This is a genomic window from Streptomyces sp. NBC_00075 (genome assembly GCF_045041225.1).
Lineage (GTDB): Bacteria > Actinomycetota > Actinomycetes > Streptomycetales > Streptomycetaceae > Streptomyces > Streptomyces adonidis.
Genome location: NZ_CP108243.1, coordinates 3317040 through 3334894, shown reverse-complemented (window position 1 = coordinate 3334894; position 17855 = coordinate 3317040). Strand labels below are relative to the sequence as shown.

Below are 17855 nucleotides of genomic sequence, written 5' to 3'. Positions count from 1 at the left end.
AGGGTGTGGGGCCTGGATGGCCAGCGAGACCTGTGGGGAAGCCCGTGCGTGAATACCTGCTGACGCTCTGCATCACGGCCGCGGTGACGTATCTGCTGACAGGGCCGGTACGGAAGTTCGCGATCGTGGCCGGAGCGATGCCGGAGATCAGGGCCCGTGACGTGCACCGGGAACCCACTCCGCGGCTCGGCGGGATCGCGATGTTCTTCGGGCTGTGCGCCGGACTGCTGGTCGCCGACCATCTCACCAACCTCCACGAGGTCTTCGAGACGTCGAACGAGCCGCGGGCGCTGCTCTCCGGTGCCGCCCTCATCTGGCTGATCGGGGTGCTCGACGACAAGTTCGAGATCGACGCCCTGATCAAGCTCGGCGGGCAGATGATCGCCGCCGGCGTGATGGTCATGCAGGGTCTGACGATCCTGTGGCTGCCGATCCCGGGCGTCGGCAACGTCGCGCTGACCCAGTGGCAGGGCACTCTGCTGACGGTCGCGCTCGTCGTCATCACCATCAACGCGGTGAACTTCGTCGACGGCCTGGACGGCCTCGCGGCCGGCATGGTGTGCATCGCGTCGGCCGCGTTCTTCCTCTACGCCTACCGGATCTGGGTCTCGTACGGCATCGAGGCCGCCGCCCCGGCCACCCTGTTCGCGGTGATCCTGATGGGCATGTGCCTCGGCTTCCTGCCGCACAACATGCACCCCGCGCGGATCTTCATGGGCGACTCCGGGTCGATGCTCATCGGGCTCGTGCTGGCCGCCGGCGCCATCTCCATCACCGGGCAGATGGACCCCGACGCGATGAACCTGTTCTCCGGGTCCGAGCGCGAGACCGTGCACCAGATGGTGCCGGTCTACATCCCGCTGCTGATGCCGCTCACCATCATCGCGATCCCGGCCGCCGACCTGGTGCTGGCCATCGTGCGGCGCACCTGGCGCGGGCAGTCGCCGTTCGCGGCCGACCGGGGGCATCTGCACCACCGGCTCCTGGAGGTCGGCCACTCGCACAGCAGGGCCGTCCTGATCATGTACTTCTGGTCGGCGCTCATCGGCTTCGGCGCCCTGTCCTACTCGGTCAACAACGCGTCCATGTGGATCGTCCTCAGTGTGGTGGCACTGAGCGCGATCGGACTCGTACTCCTGCTGCTGCCGCGCTTCACCCCGCGCACTCCGCGCTGGGCCGAGGGCTTCGTGCCGCCGCGCTACCGGCGTGGCCGGGCGGTGGAGGGGCCGGCGGCCGAGGCGACGGCGCCCGCCGCGTCCACGCCCTCCGTACCCGCGGAACAGCACCACGCACCGGTGCGGGCCGGGGTTTCCGGAGTCAACGGAGCGACGGCGATCAGCTCTCGTTCGCGGCTCCTGGACCGGCGTAAGGCCGGGTCGTCACGCTGACGCAAGGTAAGAATCTGACTAACACTTTGCTTGAGCCCGCGCGAACAAAGTGCCCTAATACCAGACAAGTCGGCGCTGATTCTGCACAGACGCGCGGGTTCACTCTCATGTGTGACACCGAGCACACCATCCAGGTAAAGACCTCATCAAATAGTTTGTGATACGGTTCACGAGAACCCCGGACGGAGCCGAAGGACCGCAGTGCGACGGTCCGTTGGCGCGAGTTTCTCTGCTCGAACCGGGGACTACGCTCGTCCATGACGACACCTGCCCCCTGTGAAAGCGGAGTTGCCGCCATGCCGTCCAATGACGTCCGGAACCTCCTTCAAGCCGCTGTGCCCACAGCCGCCGTCGGCGCTCTCGCCGCCGTCGTGAGTGCTGTGGTCGCTGGTGCTGAAGGGGCGATCGGGGCGATCGTCGCGACGCTCGTGGTGATCCTCTTCATGGGTATCGGGCTCTACGTTCTGCAGCGCACCGCCAAAACGCTTCCGCATCTGTTCCAGGCAATGGGACTGATGCTGTACGCGGCCCAGATTCTCCTGCTGTTCATCTTCGTCGCGGCCTTCAAGAACACGACGCTGTTCAACCCCAGGGCCTTCGCCTTCACGCTGCTCGCAGGCACGCTCGCCTGGATCGCGGCGCAGGCGCGTGCCCACATGAAGGCGAAGATCCTCTACGTCGAACCCGACTCCACGACGGGGGACAGGCCCGAAAAGACGGGGCACTCGTCGTGAGAGGTAGGGCCGGGATAAGCACGTCTGGGAGATCCTGCTATCGTCCGGTGCCAACTGCGGCATCGCGGGCGCGGGCATCTGAGCTGACGCCTGCTCAATCGCGAGGCTTGATGCCCCAAAGCCGCCCCCACATCCGTAACACCAGTCCAGTGCCGAACCGCGGCTGCGCGCCGCGCCGACACCACGAGGTTGCCGTACCCATGCGTCACGCCGAAGGAGCCCGCGGTGAGTGCTGACCAGACCCAGCTCGCCTTTGACTGGAGCTGTCGGATCATGTCCGACAACGGCTGTGGCTTCCCGGCTCCGGGCCTGCACTCGTTCCTCTTCAAGCCGATGGCCACGGTCGGCGGGTTCGAGTTCAACAAGGTGATGCTGCTCGCGATCGTCACCAGCCTCCTGGTCGTCACCTTCTTCACGCTTGCCTTCGGCAAGGCGAAGGTGGTCCCGGGCAAGCTGCAGATGATCGGCGAGTTCGGCTACGACTTCGTACGCCGTGGCATCGTCTACGAGACCATCGGCAAGAAGGAGGGCGAGAAGTTCGTCCCCTTCATGGTCTCGCTGTTCTTCTTCATCTGGATCATGAACATCTGGTCCGTGATCCCGCTGGCACAGTTCCCGGTGTCGTCGGTCATCGCCTACCCGATGGTGCTGGCCGCCATCGTCTACCTGGTGTGGGTCTCGCTGACCTTCAAGAGGCACGGTTTCGTCGGCTTCTTCAAGAACATCACCGGCTACGACAAGTCGCTCGGCCCGGTGCTGCCGCTCGTGATGGTCATCGAGTTCTTCTCGAACCTGCTGGTCCGGCCGTTCACGCACGCCGTGCGGCTCTTCGCCAACATGTTCGCCGGCCACCTGATGCTCGTCATGTTCACGGTCGCCTCCTGGTACCTGCTCAACAGCTGGATGGTGCCGGCCGCCGGCGTCTCCTTCGTGATGGCCGTGGTCATGATCGGCTTCGAGCTCTTCGTTCAGGCCGTCCAGGCATACGTCTTCGTGCTGCTGGCCTGCACCTACGTTCAGGGCGCTCTCGCCGAGCACCACTGAGCAGACACCCCCCTCAGCCCCAGAACGTCCGGTGGCCAACCCCCACCGGTCCTGAAAGAGAAGGAAGAATCAGCATGGCTGCCCTTGAGACCCTCGCCGCTGTCGAAGGCAACATCGGTTCCATCGGTTACGGCCTCGCCGCGATCGGCCCCGGCGTCGGCGTCGGCATCATCTTCGGCAACGGCACCCAGGCGCTGGCCCGCCAGCCCGAAGCGGCCGGTCTGATCCGTGCCAACCAGATCCTCGGTTTCGCGTTCTGTGAGGCGCTCGCCCTCATCGGCATCGTCATGCCGTTCGTCTACTAGACCGACGTCGCAGACGATCGAAACCCTTGAAGGAAAGGCACTGATGTGATCGCCAACCTGGTACAGCTGGCGGCCGAGGAGGAGCAGAACCCGCTCATTCCTCCGGGCCCCGAGCTGCTCGTCGGCACCATCGCCTTCGCCATCGTCTTCTTCTTCTTCTGGAAGAAGCTGCTTCCGAACATCAACAAGGTTCTGGAGGAGCGTCGCGCGGCGATCGAGGGCGGTATCGAAGAGGCCGACGCCATGAAGGTCGAGGCCCAGAGCGTGCTTGAGCAGTACAAGGCTCAGCTCGCCGAGGCCCGGCACGAGGCCGCGCGGCTGCGCCAGGAGGCGCAGGAGCAGGGTGCCACGCTCATCGCCGAGATGCGCGCGGAAGGCCAGCGGCAGCGCGAGGAGATCGTCGCCGCCGGGCACTCCCAGCTCGACGCCGACCGCAAGGCCGCCTCGTCCGCGCTCCGCCAGGACGTCGGCAAGCTCGCGACCGAGCTGGCCGGCAAGCTCGTCGGTGAGTCCCTGGAGGACCACTCCCGGCAGAGCCGCGTGATCGACCGTTTCCTCGATGACCTCGAGGAGAAGGCCGAGGCGACTCGATGAGCGTGCACGGAGCCAGTCGCGAGGCTGCCGCCGCCGCACGTGAGCGTCTCGACGCGCTGACGGACTCGACGTCCGCCGACGCGAAGAAGCTGTCCGAGGAGCTGGCCGCGGTCACCGCGGTGCTGCACCGCGAGGTGTCGCTGCGTCGGGTCCTCACCGACCCGTCGCAGTCCGGAGAGTCCAAGGCCGAACTGGCCCAGCGCCTCTTCGGCAGCCAGGTCGGCGGGCCCACCACCGACCTGCTGGCCGGCATGGTGCGCTCCCGCTGGTCGCGTTCGCGCGACCTGGTGGACGCGCTGGAGGAGCTGGCGGACCTCGCCGACCTCACGGCCGCCCAGCAGGCGGGCACGCTCGACAACGTCGAGGACGAGCTGTTCCGGTTCGGCCGGATCGTCTCTTCGAACACCGAGCTGCGCGCCGCGCTGACCGACCGTGCCGCGACCACCGGCGCCAAGGGCGAGCTGCTGCGCAGCCTGCTCGGCGGCCGGGCCGAGGCCACCACCGAGCGTCTGGTGACGCGCCTTGTGACCGCGCCGCGGGGACGTAGCCTGGAAGCGGGACTCGAGTCCCTGTCCAAGCTCGCCGCCGACCGCCGGGACCGCATGGTCGCCGTCGTCACCTCGGCGGTCCCGCTGAGCGACCCGCAGAAGCAGCGCCTCGGCGCCGCCCTCGCGAAGCTCTACGGCCGCCAGATGCACCTCAACCTCGACGTGGACCCCGAGGTCCTCGGCGGGATCCGGGTGCTGGTCGGCGACGAGGTCATCAACGGCAGCATCGCGGACCGCATCGAGGACGCCGGCCGCCGCATGGCGAGCTAGCACAAAACTTCACAGCAGTACGTACGTACACCTACGGCCCTGGTTGGGCCGTGCAGAGGATTCACCTCTTATTGGGGGGAGTCCGGGAGTCTAGGCACCCCCCAAGTGAAACTTCGGGCCCAACAAGGAGAGCAGGGAACCCAGATGGCGGAGCTCACGATCCGGCCGGAGGAGATCCGGGACGCGCTGGAGAACTTTGTCCAGTCGTACAAGCCGGACGCGGCCTCGCGCGAGGAGGTCGGTACGGTCACCCTTGCCGGCGACGGCATCGCGAAGGTCGAGGGCCTCCCCTCGGCCATGGCCAACGAACTGCTGAAGTTCGAGGACGGCACCCTCGGTCTCGCGCTCAACCTCGAAGAGCGCGAGATCGGTACCGTCATCCTCGGCGAGTTCAGCGGCGTCGAGGAGGGCCAGCCGGTCACCCGTACCGGCGAGGTCCTGTCCGTGGCCGTCGGCGAGGGCTACCTCGGCCGCGTCGTCGACCCGCTCGGCAACCCGATCGACGGCCTCGGCGAGATCGAGACCAGCGGTCGTCGCGCCCTGGAGCTTCAGGCTCCGGGCGTCATGGCGCGCAAGTCGGTGCACGAGCCGATGGAGACGGGCTACAAGGCCGTCGACGCGATGACCCCGATCGGCCGTGGCCAGCGTCAGCTGGTCATCGGTGACCGCCAGACCGGCAAGACCGCCCTGGCCGTCGACACGATCATCAACCAGCGCGACAACTGGCGCTCGGGCGACCCGAAGAAGCAGGTCCGCTGCGTCTACGTCGCCATCGGCCAGAAGGGCTCGACCATCGCCTCCGTGCGTGGCGCCCTCGAAGAGGCCGGCGCGCTGGAGTACACGACCATCGTCGCCGCCCCGGCGTCCGACCCGGCCGGCTTCAAGTACCTCGCGCCGTACACCGGTTCGGCCATCGGCCAGCAGTGGATGTACGAGGGCAAGCACGTCCTCATCATCTTCGACGACCTCTCGAAGCAGGCCGACGCCTACCGCGCCGTGTCCCTGCTGCTCCGCCGCCCGCCGGGCCGTGAGGCCTACCCGGGTGACGTCTTCTACCTGCACTCCCGTCTGCTGGAGCGCTGCGCGAAGCTCTCCGACGAGCTGGGCGCCGGCTCGATGACCGGTCTGCCGATCGTCGAGACGAAGGCCAACGACGTCTCGGCGTTCATCCCGACCAACGTCATCTCCATCACCGACGGCCAGTGCTTCCTGGAGTCGGACCTGTTCAACGCCGGTCAGCGCCCCGCGCTGAACGTCGGTATCTCCGTCTCCCGAGTCGGTGGTTCCGCGCAGCACAAGGCGATGAAGCAGGTCTCCGGCCGACTGCGCCTCGACCTCGCCCAGTACCGCGAGCTGGAGGCGTTCGCCGCCTTCGGTTCCGACCTGGACGCCGCGTCGAAGTCGCAGCTGGAGCGCGGTCAGCGCCTGGTCGAGCTGCTCAAGCAGCCGCAGTACCAGCCGATGGCCACCGAGGACCAGGTCGTCTCCGTCTGGGCCGCCACCACCGGCAAGATGGACGAGGTCCCGGTCGCCGACATCCGCCGCTTCGAGACGGAGCTGCTCGAGTACCTGCACCGCAAGGAGCAGGGCCTCATGACCTCCATCAAGGAGGGCGGCAAGATGTCCGACGACACCCTCACCGCCATCGCGGACGGCATCGCGGACTTCAAGAAGCAGTTCGAGACCTCGGACGGCAAGCTTCTCGGCGAAGACGCCCCGGCCGCCGCGGCCAAGTGACGACGGAAGGGACCTGACTCATGGGAGCCCAGCTCCGGGTCTACAAGCGTCGCATCCGATCCGTCACCGCGACCAAGAAGATCACCAAGGCGATGGAGATGATCGCCGCCTCGCGCGTCGTCAAGGCGCAGCGCAAGGTGGCGGCCTCCGCGCCGTACGCGACCGAGCTGACACGCGCGGTCACGGCGGTCGGTACCGGTTCGAACACCAAGCACCCGCTGACCACGGAGGCGGAGACGCCGACCCGGTCCGCTGTTCTGCTCCTCACGAGCGACCGCGGACTGGCCGGCGCCTTCAACTCCAACGCGATCAAGGCCGCCGAGCAGCTGACGGCGCGCCTCGAGGCGGAGGGCAAGGAGGTCGACACGTACATCGTCGGCCGCCGCGGTCTGGCCCACTACAACTTCCGCGAGCGCAAGGTCGTGGAGTCGTGGTCGGGCTTCACCGACCAGCCCGAGTACGCGGACGCCAAGAAGGTCGCGGCTCCCCTCATCGAGGCCATCGAGAAGGAGACGGCGGACGGCGGCGTGGACGAACTCCACATCGTCTACACCGAGTTCGTCTCGATGATGACGCAGACGGCGATCGACAGCCGCCTGCTGCCGCTCCGCCTCGACGAGGTGGCGCAGGAGTCGGCGGGCAAGGGCGAGATCCTTCCGCTGTACGACTTCGAGCCGTCGGCGGAGGACGTCCTGGACGCCCTGCTGCCGCGGTACGTCGAGAGCCGTATCTACAACGCGCTGCTCCAGTCGGCCGCCTCCAAGCACGCCGCCACGCGCCGCGCGATGAAGTCGGCCACCGACAACGCGGGAGACCTGATCACCAGCCTCTCCCGACTTGCCAACGCGGCCCGCCAGGCCGAAATCACCCAGGAAATCAGCGAGATCGTCGGTGGCTCCGCAGCCCTGGCCGACGCGACCGCGGGGAGTGACAGGTAATGACGACGACAGTTGAGACGGCCGTTGCCACGGGCCGCGTCGCCCGGGTCATCGGCCCGGTCGTCGACGTGGAATTCCCCGTCGACGCCATGCCGGAGATCTACAACGCCCTTCACGTCGAGGTGGCCGACCCGGCCCTCGCCGGCGAGAAGAAGACGCTGACCCTGGAGGTCGCCCAGCACCTGGGTGACGGCCTGGTCCGCACGATCTCGATGCAGCCCACCGACGGTCTGGTCCGCCAGGCCGTGGTCACCGACACGGGTACGGGCATCACCGTCCCGGTCGGCGACTTCACCAAGGGCAAGGTGTTCAACACCCTCGGTGAGGTGCTGAACACGGACGAGACGTACGACGGCGAACGCTGGTCCATCCACCGCAAGGCCCCGCGCTTCGACGAGCTCGAGTCGAAGACCGAGATGTTCGAGACCGGCGTCAAGGTCATCGACCTTCTCACCCCGTACGTCAAGGGTGGAAAGATCGGCCTGTTCGGCGGTGCCGGCGTCGGCAAGACGGTGCTCATCCAGGAGATGATCTACCGCGTCGCCAACAACCACGACGGTGTCTCCGTGTTCGCCGGTGTCGGTGAGCGCACCCGTGAGGGCAACGACCTCATCGAGGAGATGGCGGAGTCGGGCGTCATCGACAAGACCGCGCTGGTCTTCGGTCAGATGGACGAGCCCCCGGGCACCCGTCTGCGTGTGGCCCTCGCGGGTCTGACCATGGCGGAGTACTTCCGCGATGTGCAGAAGCAGGACGTGCTGTTCTTCATCGACAACATCTTCCGCTTCACGCAGGCCGGTTCCGAGGTCTCGACCCTGCTCGGCCGCATGCCCTCCGCGGTGGGTTACCAGCCGAACCTGGCCGACGAGATGGGTCTCCTCCAGGAGCGCATCACCTCGACCCGTGGTCACTCGATCACCTCGATGCAGGCGATCTACGTCCCCGCGGACGACCTGACCGACCCGGCCCCGGCCACCACGTTCGCCCACCTCGACGCGACGACGGTTCTCTCCCGTCCGATCTCCGAGAAGGGCATCTACCCGGCCGTGGACCCGCTGGACTCGACGTCCCGCATCCTGGACCCCCGCTACATCGCGGCGGACCACTACAGCACGGCCATGCGTGTCAAGACGGTCCTCCAGAAGTACAAGGACCTTCAGGACATCATCGCGATCCTCGGTATCGACGAGCTGGGCGAAGAGGACAAGCTCGTCGTCCACCGCGCCCGTCGCGTGGAGCGCTTCCTGTCCCAGAACACCCACGTCGCCAAGCAGTTCACCGGCGTCGACGGGTCGGACGTACCGCTGGACGAGTCGATCGTGGCGTTCAACGCGATCATCGACGGCGACTACGACCACTTCCCGGAGCAGGCGTTCTTCCTCTGCGGTGGCATCGAGGACCTCAAGGCCAACGCCAAGGAGCTGGGCGTCTCCTGAGCCTCGCGCTCTTGAAGAGGGGCGGGCGCGTCCCGCCCCTCTTCGTACGCCCACTGCTGCATCCATCTGGGGGATAACCCCCAGACCCCCAGCCGAAAAGCCGGGGGGCGGGCCCCGGCAATTTGTTGCTCGGAGCCCTACTAGACTTGTACCCACACCCGGTGTCCTGCCGGGTGGTGACCCGAGGAGCCAACCTTGGCTGCTGAGCTGCACGTCGAGCTGGTCGCTGCCGACCGTCAGGTCTGGTCCGGCGAGGCCACCCTGGTCGTCGCGCGCACCACGTCCGGCGACATCGGCGTCATGCCCGGTCACCAGCCGCTGCTCGGTGTGCTGGAGTCGGGCCCGGTGACCATCCGTACGAGTGATGGTGGAACGGTCGTCGCCGCGGCGCACGGCGGTTTCATCTCCTTCGCCGACAACAAGCTGTCGCTGCTGGCGGAGATCGCCGAGCTGGCGGACGAGATCGACGTCCAGCGCGTGGAGCGGGAGCTGGAGCGCGCGAAGGCGGAGGGCGACGCGTCCGCCGAGCGGCGTGCCGACGTCCGGCTGCGGGCCGTGGCGGCGCGCTGACCCTGGCGTACCAGTGTGATGCTTTGCCTCAGCCGCGGCTGGGACCGGTTCGCTCCGGCCCTGGCCGCGGCTGAGGCGAATCCGGATGTTTTTTCTTTTCCGTTACCTAGGAGACGAGGAGGTCGGTGTCGATGATCCTCGCTCTGACTGTGTGCGGCTTGGTAGTGGCGCTCGTGGTGGTGGGCCTGTTCGTCTTCGGTCTGCGCCGCCGACTCATCCAACGCTCCGGCGGTACGTTCGACTGTAGCCTCCGTTGGGACGTACCCGAGAAACCCGACCCCAGCGGCAAGGGCTGGGGCTACGGCGTCGCCCGCTACAACGGCGACCGCATCGAGTGGTACCGCGTCTTCTCGTACTCCCCCCGCCCGCGCCGCGTCCTGGAACGCTCGGCGATCGAGGTGGCCGGCCGCCGCGCCCCCGACGGCGAGGAGGAGCTGGCCCTGCTCTCGGACGCGGTCGTGCTGGCCTGTCTCCATCGCGGGACGAGACTCGAACTGGCGATGAGCGACGACGCGCTGACCGGTTTCCTCGCCTGGCTGGAGGCGGCGCCTCCCGGTCAGCGTGTCAACGTGGCCTGAAGAAGACCTAGCTTCTGGCTCCGTTCCCGGCGTCCCGTGGGCACACCGACCCGTCGTAGGGGGCGGCGGTGCCGGGCTGGGCGGAGAGTGTGAGCGGTGCCGGTGGACCGAACGTCACCGTGATGGTGGCCGGTGCCATGGCGATGAGGGCCGCAATCGCCCCTCCGGCGATAGCTCCGGTGGCTCCGGTGGTCGTCGGCGAGATCCTGCGGGACGGCCTGTTCCTCGGCCTGCGGCTCATGTGTTCCCCCGAGTGTGATGTGCTGCCTGGTGGTTCGTAGTTGACAGTGTTCCCGGTGTGTGACCGGAAACCGCCAGGCAATCGGCCCACCGGGAGGGCCGAAGGTCCCTGTGGTGAGTACGCCGGGGGCGTGCGCGGCGCACACGGGCGCCGTGGGCCGACCTCCCGGTCGGTCCACGGCGCCCGTGCCGCTTCGGATCAGCCCAGTCCGCCGCTGATCGCGCTCACCAGCTCCCCGTTGCTCGTGTCGCCGCTGAACTCCCAGAAGAAGGCGCCGCCCAGGGACTGGTTCTTGGCCCAGGTCATCTTTCCGGCGATCGTCGCGGGAGTGTCGTACGACCACCAGTTGTTGCCGCAGTACGCGTACGCCGTACCGGCGATCGTGCCGGTGGCGGGACAGGAGTTCTTGAGGACCTTGTAGTCCTCGATGCCCGCCTCGTACGTGCCCGGTGCCGCGCCCGTCGCCGAGCCGCCGGGGGCCGCCTGGGTGACGCCGGTCCAGCCGCGCCCGTAGAAGCCGATCCCCAGCAGGAGCTTCGCCGCCGGGACGCCCTTCGCCTTCAGCTTGGCGATGGCGTCGGCCGAGTTGAAGCCCGCGACCGGGATGCCGGAGTACGAGGTGAGCGGCGAGTGCGGGGCGGTCGGGCCGTCCGCGTCGAAGGCGCCGAAGTAGTCGTACGTCATCACGTTGTACCAGTCGGCGTAGGCGGAGGCGCCACCGTAGTCGGCCGCGTCGAGCTTGCCGCCGGAGGAGCCGTCGGCCGTGATGGCCGCGGTGACCAGGTAGTTGGAGCCGAACTCCGTGCGCAGCGCCGACATCAGGTTCTTGAAGGCCGCGGCACCTGAGGTGTCACAGGTCAGGCCACAGGCGTTCGGGTACTCCCAGTCGATGTCGATGCCGTCGAAGACGTCCGCCCAGCGCGAGTCCTCGACAACCGCCTTGCAGGAGGCGGCGAACGCGGCCGGGTTGGCGGCGGCCTGCGCGAAGCCGCCGGAGTAGGTCCAGCCGCCGAAGGAGTAAAGGACCTTGATGTTCGGGTACTTGGCCTTCAGCTGACGCAGCTGGTTGAAGTTGCCGCGCAGTGGCTGGTCCCAGGTGTCGGCCACGCCGGACACCGACTGGTCGGCGGTGTACGCCTTGTCGTACGCGGCGTAGGTGTCGTCGACGGTGCACTTGCCGTCCTTGACGTTGCCGAACGCGTAGTTGATGTGCGTGATCTTCGACGCCGAGCCCGAGGTCACCAGGTTCTTGACGTGGTAGTTGCGGCCGTAGACGCCCCACTCGGTGAAGTAACCGAGCTTGACCTTGTTCCCGGTGGGCGGGTCGGTGGTGCCGCCGGTGGTGCGCACGGCGACCGCGCCGCTCACCGGTCCGGTCTGGTCGGCGGTGTCCCGGGCCTGGACCGTGTACGAGTAGTCCGTACCGGCGGTCAGACCCGTGTCCGTGTACGAGGTGGTCGTCACCGTCGCGACCTTGGTGCCGCCGCGCAGCACGTCGTAGTTCTTGATGCCCTTGTCGTCGGTGGCCGCGCTCCAACTGACCGTCGCCGACGTGTTGGTGATGCCGGAGGCGGTCGGAGTGCCGGGCGCGGAGGGGGCGTTGTCGCCGGGGACCGTGCCGCCGTCACAACTGCCCCCGTTCAGCTTGCAGTTGGCGGGTGAGCCGGGGCCGGCGCCGTTGAAGCCGAAGGAGACGGCGGCGCCGGGGGCCAAAGTGCCGTTCCAGGACTTGTTCTTGGCGGTCCAGTGGGTGCCGGACGAGGTGACGTCCGCGTCCCAGGCCGAGGTGACGGACGTACCGGAGGGGAAGTCCCACTCGACCGTCCATGAACTGATCGTCGTGGTACCGGTGTTGGTGACCGTCCACTTGCCCTCGAAGCCGGTGCCCCAGTCCTGGGTCTTGGTGTAGGTGGCGGTGGCCGAGGTGGCCGCCTCGGCCGGGCTCGCGAGGCCGACCATGGCGGCGAGGGGGAGGAGCAGGGTGGTCAGGCCTGCGGTGAGCCGGTGTCTGAAGCGCATGACGCGCCTCCTTGGGGGAGTCATGGGGGCGTGACTGAGCCTCACACCCACGGTGCCGCGAGAATAGGAAGGTCTGGACCACGGGTCAATAGGTCTGGACCACTTCGGGCCAAGGCTCGTCCGACTCCCCTAAACCCCCAACTCCTGTGCCAGTACCGCCGCTTGGACCCGGCTGCGCAGCTCCAGCTTGCCCAGCAACCGGCTGACGTGCGTTTTCACCGTCGCCTCGGCCATGTCGAGACGGGTCGCGATGTCCGCGTTGGACAGCCCCTCGCCGAGACACGACAACACCTCGCGCTCGCGGCGGGTGAGGGCCTCCAGCACGGCAGGATCGGCCCTCGGCTCGCGCACCGGCCCGGAGGCGAACTCGGCGATGAGCCGCCGGGTGACCGCAGGGGCGATCAGCCCTTCCCCACGCGCCACTGTCCGTACGGCATCGATGAGATCCCTCGCCTCGGTGTTCTTGAGCAGGAAGCCGGAGGCGCCCGCGCGGAGCGCCCCGAAGACGTACTCGTCGAGGTCGAACGTGGTCAGCACGAGTACGTCGGCGAGGCCCTCCGCGACCACCTGCCGGGTCGCCGACACCCCGTCCAGGCGCGGCATCTGAATGTCCATCAGCACCAGATCCGGCCGCAGTTCACGGGCCAGCGCGACCGCCTGCTCGCCGTCCGCCGCCTCTCCGGCGACCTCGATCCCGGGCGCGCTGCCCAGGATGAGGACGAGCCCGGCCCGTACGGCCGACTGGTCCTCGGCGACGAGCACCCGGATGGGCCGTCCCGCTTCCGCCGTCATACGTCTTCTCCTTCGGATACGGATACGGATTCGGCTTCGGTGAGGGGCAGGGTGGCGCGTACGGCCCAGTGGGCGCCGTCCGCTCCCGCCGTGAAGGTGCCGCCCAGCAGCGCGACCCGCTCCCGCATGCCGACCAGCCCGGCCCCGGAGCCGGGTGCGCGCGGGCTGTCGTGATCGCCGTACGGGCTGGTCACGGCGATGCACAGCGAGCAGTCCCGGCGGGTGAGCGCCACCGTGACCCGGCCGGGGGAGGCGTGCTTGAGGGCGTTGGTCAGGGACTCCTGGACGATGCGGTACGCGGCCAGCTCGACCGGCGCGGGCAGGGCACCGAGGTCGGTGCCGGTGTCGAGGGTGACATCCAGGCCGTTGGTGCGGGCGCCGTCGACCAGCGCGTCGAGGCCGTCCAGTGTCGGGGCCGCCGCCGGTTCCAGGTCGCCGCCGCTGTCGCGCAGGATGCCGATCAGCCGGCGCATCTCGGCGAGTCCCGCCACGCTGTTCTCGCGGATGACACCGAGGGCCTGCTTCGAGGTGTCCGGGTCGTCGAGGGAGAGCGCGGCCGTGGAGTGGATCGCGATGGCGGAGAGGTGGTTGGCGACCATGTCGTGCAACTCCCTTGCCATCCGCGCCCGTTCGGAGACGACCGCCTGGGTGCGGTCGAACTCGGCGAGCAGGGCGGTCTGTTCGGCGCGCAGCCGGGCGGACTCGGCGGCGTCACGGTGGTTGCGGACGATCAACCCGGTGGCGGCGGCGTGAACCCGACGACGCCGATGACCACACCGATGAGCAGCGCCTCCGGCTCCCGCAGCACCGCGAACGGCACGATCGTGCCGGCCACCGACAGCAGCCCGGTGATTCGGGGGACACGGCGGGCGGTGCCGGGCGGCCCGTACAGCACGGCCGCGTACACGAGGTCGGTGAACATCACGAGGGTGACCAGGCTGCCCTGGGTGACGGTGTCCAGGGCCAGCGCGGCCGTGCCGACCAGCAGACCCGTGCGCGGGCGGACCCGCCGGAGCAGCTCGCAGCCGGCCATCACGAAGAGCGGCAGCAGGACCGGCCAGCGCCCGTCCCAGAGCACCATCGGCTCACCGGACGGCCGGGTGCCGAGCCCGACGGCCCAGAACAGCAGCCCGCCGAGCAGTCCGGCGAGCGCGATGCGCACGTCGTCGCGGTGCGGGCGGGGAAGTCGCGGGGCCATGACTCCATCCAACACGGCAGGGGCGCCGTACGCCTGATCCCCGGGGAGGGTCGCGAAGGGTCCCGAACTGCATCTTTCGATGTACGGGGACTTCGTCACCGCCGACGACGAATCGGACACGTCCGGCCGGGAGCCTGGAAGAAGAACGGATTCCCTGAACGCATCCTCACCGGATGAACGCTTTCGCACTGGAAGGAGCGAGTCGTGATCGTCGCGTTGATCATCGCCTGCGAGGTCGGCTTCTGGGTGCTGCTGGCGCTCGGCCTGGCAGTCCGCTATCTGCTGAAGTGGCGCCGGACCAGCGTGGTGCTGCTGCTCTGCGAGCCGCTGCTGGAACTGGTCCTGTTCACCGTGACGGCGATCGACCTGAAGAACGGCGCCGAACCGGGCTGGGAGCACGGCCTGGCCGCCCTGTACATCGGCTTCACGGTGGCGTACGGCCACTACACGATCCGCTGGCTCGACGGCCACGCGGCCCACCGCCTGGCCGGAGGCCCACCCCCGCCGAAGCCGCCCCGCTACGGCATGGCCCGCGCCCGCCACGAGGGCCGACTGTGGCTGCGTACGGTCCTGGCGGCGGCGGTCGCGTGCGCACTGCTCCAGGCGGCGGTCTGGTACGTAGGCGACGGCGACACCTCGTCCCTGCGGTCCTTCCAGTGGACGGCGCTCAGGGCCGCGGGCATCCACGGCCTGATCGCGCTGACGTACACGATCTGGCCCAAACGGGACCCGAACCCCGGCTCAGCGCTCCCCACCAGGGACCCAGAGCACGTCCCCGATCTCCTTGTTGGCCGTACGGGCAAGAATGAAAAGCAGGTCCGATAGCCGGTTGAGGTAGGTGGCGGTGAGCGGATTCATGACCTCTCCATGCACCTCCAGTGCAGCCCAGGTAGAGCGCTCGGCCCGGCGTACCACCGTGCACGCCTGGTGCAGCAGGGCCGCGCCGGGGGTGCCGCCGGGCAGGATGAACGAGCGCAGTTTCTCCAGGTCTTCGAGGAACCGGTCGCAGTCCGCCTCCAGCTTGTCGACGTACGACTGCTCGACCCGCAGCGGCGGGAACTCGGGGTTCTCGGCGACCGGCGTGGCCAGATCCGCGCCCACGTCGAACAGGTCGTTCTGCACCCGGGTCAGCACCTTGACGACCTCCTCCGCCAGGCCACCGAGGGCCACGGCGGTCCCGATCACCGCGTTCGCCTCGTTGGCGTCGGCGTACGCCGAGATCCGCAGATCGGTCTTGGCGACCCGGCTCATGTCCCCGAGGGCGGTGGTGCCCTTGTCGCCGGTCCTGGTGTAGATGCGCGTCAGATTGACCATGCGGCCAATCTAGACGTTGCCCCAAGTCGTGCAGGTGTTCTTGGTTCGCACCCGTGTCCTGGAGGTGGAAGCGTCGTTGGCGAGACAGGGGTTGGGGAGTCGCCGGTGGGAGGGGAGCCGTCGCCGCGCCCGGAACACACGTACGACAGAAGATCGGTCACGTGCCCCGTCTGCGGACACGCGCATCCGGACAACCGCGAGAGCCAAGCGAAGTTCGTATGCGGAGTCTGCGGTCACCAGGAACACGCCGACACGTTGGCGGCGAAGAACACACTGGCCCGCGGGCATGCGGGTCACAGGGCGTGGAGACCTCGGCGCCAGCCGGTCCGCGAAGCGCCAACCAGCGTGAAACCGTGAGGAATTAGCGCTCCGACCACTGAGTTCGGAATCCCTGTGGCCTCGGCCGCCGGGAGGATCGCCAAGTCCGTCGGATGAGACGTGATCGGCGTCTCACGACATGAGACGTGAAACGCGTTACTAAGCAGTCACACAACCCCTCACGACCGCTAAGGTCCGCCGGAGAGGCCCATACACGAGGGACACGTAAACAGCGCGTCAGGGGAGTCGCACAGTGGCACGGAAGCTTGCCGTCATCGGAGCCGGCCTGATGGGTTCCGGCATCGCACAGGTCTCCGCCCAGGCGGGCTGGGACGTCGTACTGCGCGATGTCACCGACGAAGCGCTCACCCGTGGCACCGACGGCATCAAGGCCTCGTACGACAGGTTCGTGAGCAAGGGCAAGCTCGCCGAGGCCGATGCCGAGGCCGCTCTCGGGCGGATCACCGCCACCACCGACCTCGACGCGGTCGGCGACGCGGACATCGTCGTCGAGGCCGTGTTCGAGAAGCTGGAGGTCAAGCACGAGATCTTCCGCGCGCTCGACAAGATCGCGCGCGACGACGCCGTGCTCGCCTCCAACACCTCCGCCATCCCCATCACCAAGATCGCCGCCGTGACCGACCGCCCGGACCGGGTCGTCGGTGCGCACTTCTTCTCGCCGGTGCCGATGATGCAGCTCTGCGAGCTGGTCCGCGGCTACAAGACGAGCGACGAAACCCTCGCCACCACGCGGGAGTTCGCCGAGTCCGTCGGCAAGACCTGCATCGTCGTCAACCGGGATGTCGCCGGTTTCGTGACGACCCGGCTGATCTCGGCGCTCGTCGTCGAGGCGGCCAAGCTGTACGAGTCCGGTGTCGCCACCGCGGAGGACATCGACCTCGCCTGCAAGCTCGGCTTCGGGCACGCCATGGGCCCGCTGGCCACCGCCGACCTCACCGGGGTCGACATCCTGCTGCACGCCACCAGCAACATCTACACCGAGTCCCAGGACGAGAAGTTCGCTCCTCCGGAGCTGATGCGCCGGATGGTTGACGCCGGTGACATCGGCCGTAAGAGCGGGCAGGGCTTCTACAAGCACTGAGCGGGAATCAGCAGTCGTAGACGGAAGCAGTCAGCAGTACCTCAGCAGTAGTCAACAGGCACGAAAACCGCACGAACCCCTCAGGCATCACCCTGTGGGGTGAATTGGGTATCGGTTCGCTCACAGACGGCAACCTGGCCGCCCCTCAGGCAGTCAGACGTTGCATCACTTACCGACGCGGAGCACGACAACGCACTCACGGGGAGCGTATATGTACATCAGGGGCGACCACGCCGAGCTGGTCGTCGGGGGCCGCCTCGACGTTCGCAGCGCGGCGGACGCCCGTACGGTCCTGCACACGGCCGTCGACACCGGCGTCGGCGATCTGGTGCTGGACCTGTCCGAGCTGGACTCCTGGGACGCCACCGGGCTAGGGGTGATCATGGGAGCCCACCGACGGTGCGGGCGGTGCGGCCGACGGCTGGTGCTGCGCGACGTACCACCGCAGATGCAGCGCCTGCTGGTGGCCACCCGGCTGCACCGGATCCTGGCGATCGAGGGCGGTATCGGGGTGGAGTCACTGCCCAGAGTGTGAGCCCAGAGCATGGGCCCAGAGCATGGGCCCAGAGCATGAAACGCGCTTCACTCGCAATCCTCACGAGACTGTGACGTCTCGGACGGCGCGGTACCCCGGACTGTCGTAGATACTGTGCGAAGGTTTAGGGTTCGGTCGCCCGCTGCCTGACATCCCACGAGCGGGCCCGGACCAGAAGCGACAGCGCAGTGTGC

The 17855-nt window shown here is 68.1% G+C and carries 19 protein-coding genes and 1 pseudogene; 16 read left to right on the top strand and 4 right to left on the bottom strand.

Annotated features, from left to right (window positions below; translation table 11 throughout):
- The first annotated feature begins 44 nt into the window (after window positions 1-44).
- The 12 genes from OG787_RS14190 to OG787_RS14135 all read left to right on the top strand — a co-directional run bounded on the left by OG787_RS14190 (window position 45) and on the right by OG787_RS14135 (window position 10423).
- Window positions 45-1388: an MraY family glycosyltransferase gene (locus OG787_RS14190; RefSeq protein WP_369033108.1), complete on the top strand. Its 1344-nt coding sequence runs from the start codon at window positions 45-47 to the stop codon at window positions 1386-1388.
- 296 nt (window positions 1389-1684) lie between these two features.
- Window positions 1685-2122, top strand: a complete 438-nt coding sequence (locus tag OG787_RS14185; protein WP_369033107.1) for a hypothetical protein — start codon at window positions 1685-1687, stop codon at window positions 2120-2122.
- A gap of 273 nt (window positions 2123-2395) precedes the next feature.
- Complete coding sequence (gene atpB / locus OG787_RS14180) at window positions 2396-3166, top strand: F0F1 ATP synthase subunit A (protein ID WP_369033164.1); 771 nt, start codon at window positions 2396-2398, stop codon at window positions 3164-3166.
- A 74-nt stretch (window positions 3167-3240) separates the two neighbouring features.
- Window positions 3241-3471, top strand: a complete 231-nt coding sequence (atpE, locus tag OG787_RS14175; RefSeq protein WP_105970730.1) for an ATP synthase F0 subunit C — start codon at window positions 3241-3243, stop codon at window positions 3469-3471.
- Between the two features lie 45 nt (window positions 3472-3516).
- The gene (locus tag OG787_RS14170; RefSeq protein ID WP_369033106.1) at window positions 3517-4065 is read left to right on the top strand and encodes a F0F1 ATP synthase subunit B; all 549 of its coding nucleotides are present in this window, start codon (window positions 3517-3519) and stop codon (window positions 4063-4065) included.
- Window positions 4066-4067: 2 nt separating this feature from the next.
- A complete protein-coding gene (locus tag OG787_RS14165; RefSeq protein WP_369033163.1) occupies window positions 4068-4883 on the top strand; it encodes a F0F1 ATP synthase subunit delta in 816 nt (271 codons plus the stop codon).
- 144 nt (window positions 4884-5027) lie between these two features.
- Entirely contained in the window at window positions 5028-6620 is a 1593-nt protein-coding gene (atpA, locus tag OG787_RS14160; RefSeq protein WP_369033105.1) for a F0F1 ATP synthase subunit alpha, read from the top strand.
- Between the two features lie 20 nt (window positions 6621-6640).
- Entirely contained in the window at window positions 6641-7558 is a 918-nt protein-coding gene (locus OG787_RS14155) for a F0F1 ATP synthase subunit gamma (protein ID WP_369033104.1), read from the top strand.
- Window positions 7558-8994 carry a F0F1 ATP synthase subunit beta gene (gene atpD, locus OG787_RS14150; protein ID WP_369033103.1) on the top strand — a complete coding sequence of 479 codons (1437 nt, stop codon included), beginning with the start codon at window positions 7558-7560 and terminating at the stop codon, window positions 8992-8994. Before OG787_RS14155 ends, atpD begins: the two co-directional genes overlap by 1 nt.
- A gap of 195 nt (window positions 8995-9189) precedes the next feature.
- Complete coding sequence (locus tag OG787_RS14145) at window positions 9190-9564, top strand: F0F1 ATP synthase subunit epsilon (protein WP_189149593.1); 375 nt, start codon at window positions 9190-9192, stop codon at window positions 9562-9564.
- Between the two features lie 131 nt (window positions 9565-9695).
- On the top strand, window positions 9696-10142 hold the full coding sequence (locus OG787_RS14140; RefSeq protein ID WP_235474805.1) for a DUF2550 domain-containing protein: 447 nt from the start codon (window positions 9696-9698) through the stop codon (window positions 10140-10142).
- Between the two features lie 89 nt (window positions 10143-10231).
- Entirely contained in the window at window positions 10232-10423 is a 192-nt protein-coding gene (locus OG787_RS14135) for a hypothetical protein (RefSeq protein WP_369033102.1), read from the top strand.
- 158 nt (window positions 10424-10581) lie between these two features.
- On the opposite strand, the gene OG787_RS14130 is transcribed toward OG787_RS14135, so the two are convergent.
- The 3 genes and pseudogenes from OG787_RS14130 to OG787_RS14120 form a co-directional block, all read right to left on the bottom strand.
- Window positions 10582-12402 carry a glycosyl hydrolase family 18 protein gene (locus OG787_RS14130; RefSeq protein ID WP_405535420.1) on the bottom strand — a complete coding sequence of 607 codons (1821 nt, stop codon included), beginning with the start codon at window positions 12400-12402 and terminating at the stop codon, window positions 10582-10584.
- Window positions 12403-12531: 129 nt separating this feature from the next.
- A complete protein-coding gene (locus OG787_RS14125; RefSeq protein WP_405535419.1) occupies window positions 12532-13194 on the bottom strand; it encodes a response regulator in 663 nt (220 codons plus the stop codon).
- Window positions 13191-14392 (bottom strand): annotated as a pseudogene (locus OG787_RS14120) (sensor histidine kinase). Before OG787_RS14120 ends, OG787_RS14125 begins: the two are co-directional and overlap by 4 nt.
- Window positions 14393-14596: 204 nt before the next feature.
- On the opposite strand from OG787_RS14120, the gene OG787_RS14115 reads away from it, so the two are divergent.
- A complete protein-coding gene (locus OG787_RS14115; RefSeq protein WP_405535418.1) occupies window positions 14597-15217 on the top strand; it encodes a hypothetical protein in 621 nt (206 codons plus the stop codon).
- Here the strand turns inward: OG787_RS14115 and OG787_RS14110 are convergent.
- Complete coding sequence (locus OG787_RS14110) at window positions 15134-15706, bottom strand: cob(I)yrinic acid a,c-diamide adenosyltransferase (protein ID WP_405535417.1); 573 nt, start codon at window positions 15704-15706, stop codon at window positions 15134-15136. The genes OG787_RS14115 and OG787_RS14110 overlap by 84 nt on opposite strands.
- Before the next feature lie 105 nt (window positions 15707-15811).
- Here OG787_RS14110 and OG787_RS14105 point away from each other — a divergent pair, with 105 nt between their 5' ends.
- The 3 genes from OG787_RS14105 to OG787_RS14095 all read left to right on the top strand — a co-directional run bounded on the left by OG787_RS14105 (window position 15812) and on the right by OG787_RS14095 (window position 17661).
- On the top strand, window positions 15812-16063 hold the full coding sequence (locus OG787_RS14105; RefSeq protein WP_405535416.1) for a zinc ribbon domain-containing protein: 252 nt from the start codon (window positions 15812-15814) through the stop codon (window positions 16061-16063).
- A gap of 214 nt (window positions 16064-16277) precedes the next feature.
- Complete coding sequence (locus tag OG787_RS14100) at window positions 16278-17126, top strand: 3-hydroxyacyl-CoA dehydrogenase family protein (RefSeq protein WP_369033095.1); 849 nt, start codon at window positions 16278-16280, stop codon at window positions 17124-17126.
- A 211-nt stretch (window positions 17127-17337) separates the two neighbouring features.
- Window positions 17338-17661 carry an STAS domain-containing protein gene (locus OG787_RS14095; RefSeq protein ID WP_006382151.1) on the top strand — a complete coding sequence of 108 codons (324 nt, stop codon included), beginning with the start codon at window positions 17338-17340 and terminating at the stop codon, window positions 17659-17661.
- Window positions 17662-17855 lie beyond the last annotated feature (194 nt).

What these genes read in the sequence shown, in the direction of transcription:
- OG787_RS14185 (WP_369033107.1), top strand. Translation starts at nt 1,685, where the DNA reads ATGCCGTCCAATGACGTCCGGAACCTCCTTCAAGCCGCTGTGCCCACA.
- atpD (WP_369033103.1), top strand. Translation starts at nt 7,558, where the DNA reads ATGACGACGACAGTTGAGACGGCCGTTGCCACGGGCCGCGTCGCCCGG.
- OG787_RS14095 (WP_006382151.1), top strand. Translation starts at nt 17,338, where the DNA reads ATGTACATCAGGGGCGACCACGCCGAGCTGGTCGTCGGGGGCCGCCTC.
- OG787_RS14130 (WP_405535420.1), bottom strand. Translation starts at nt 12,402, where the DNA reads ATGCGCTTCAGACACCGGCTCACCGCAGGCCTGACCACCCTGCTCCTC.
- atpE (WP_105970730.1), top strand. Translation starts at nt 3,241, where the DNA reads ATGGCTGCCCTTGAGACCCTCGCCGCTGTCGAAGGCAACATCGGTTCC.
- atpB (WP_369033164.1), top strand. Translation starts at nt 2,396, where the DNA reads ATGTCCGACAACGGCTGTGGCTTCCCGGCTCCGGGCCTGCACTCGTTC.
- atpA (WP_369033105.1), top strand. Translation starts at nt 5,028, where the DNA reads ATGGCGGAGCTCACGATCCGGCCGGAGGAGATCCGGGACGCGCTGGAG.
- OG787_RS14155 (WP_369033104.1), top strand. Translation starts at nt 6,641, where the DNA reads ATGGGAGCCCAGCTCCGGGTCTACAAGCGTCGCATCCGATCCGTCACC.
- OG787_RS14140 (WP_235474805.1), top strand. Translation starts at nt 9,696, where the DNA reads ATGATCCTCGCTCTGACTGTGTGCGGCTTGGTAGTGGCGCTCGTGGTG.
- OG787_RS14110 (WP_405535417.1), bottom strand. Translation starts at nt 15,706, where the DNA reads ATGGTCAATCTGACGCGCATCTACACCAGGACCGGCGACAAGGGCACC.
- OG787_RS14125 (WP_405535419.1), bottom strand. Translation starts at nt 13,194, where the DNA reads ATGACGGCGGAAGCGGGACGGCCCATCCGGGTGCTCGTCGCCGAGGAC.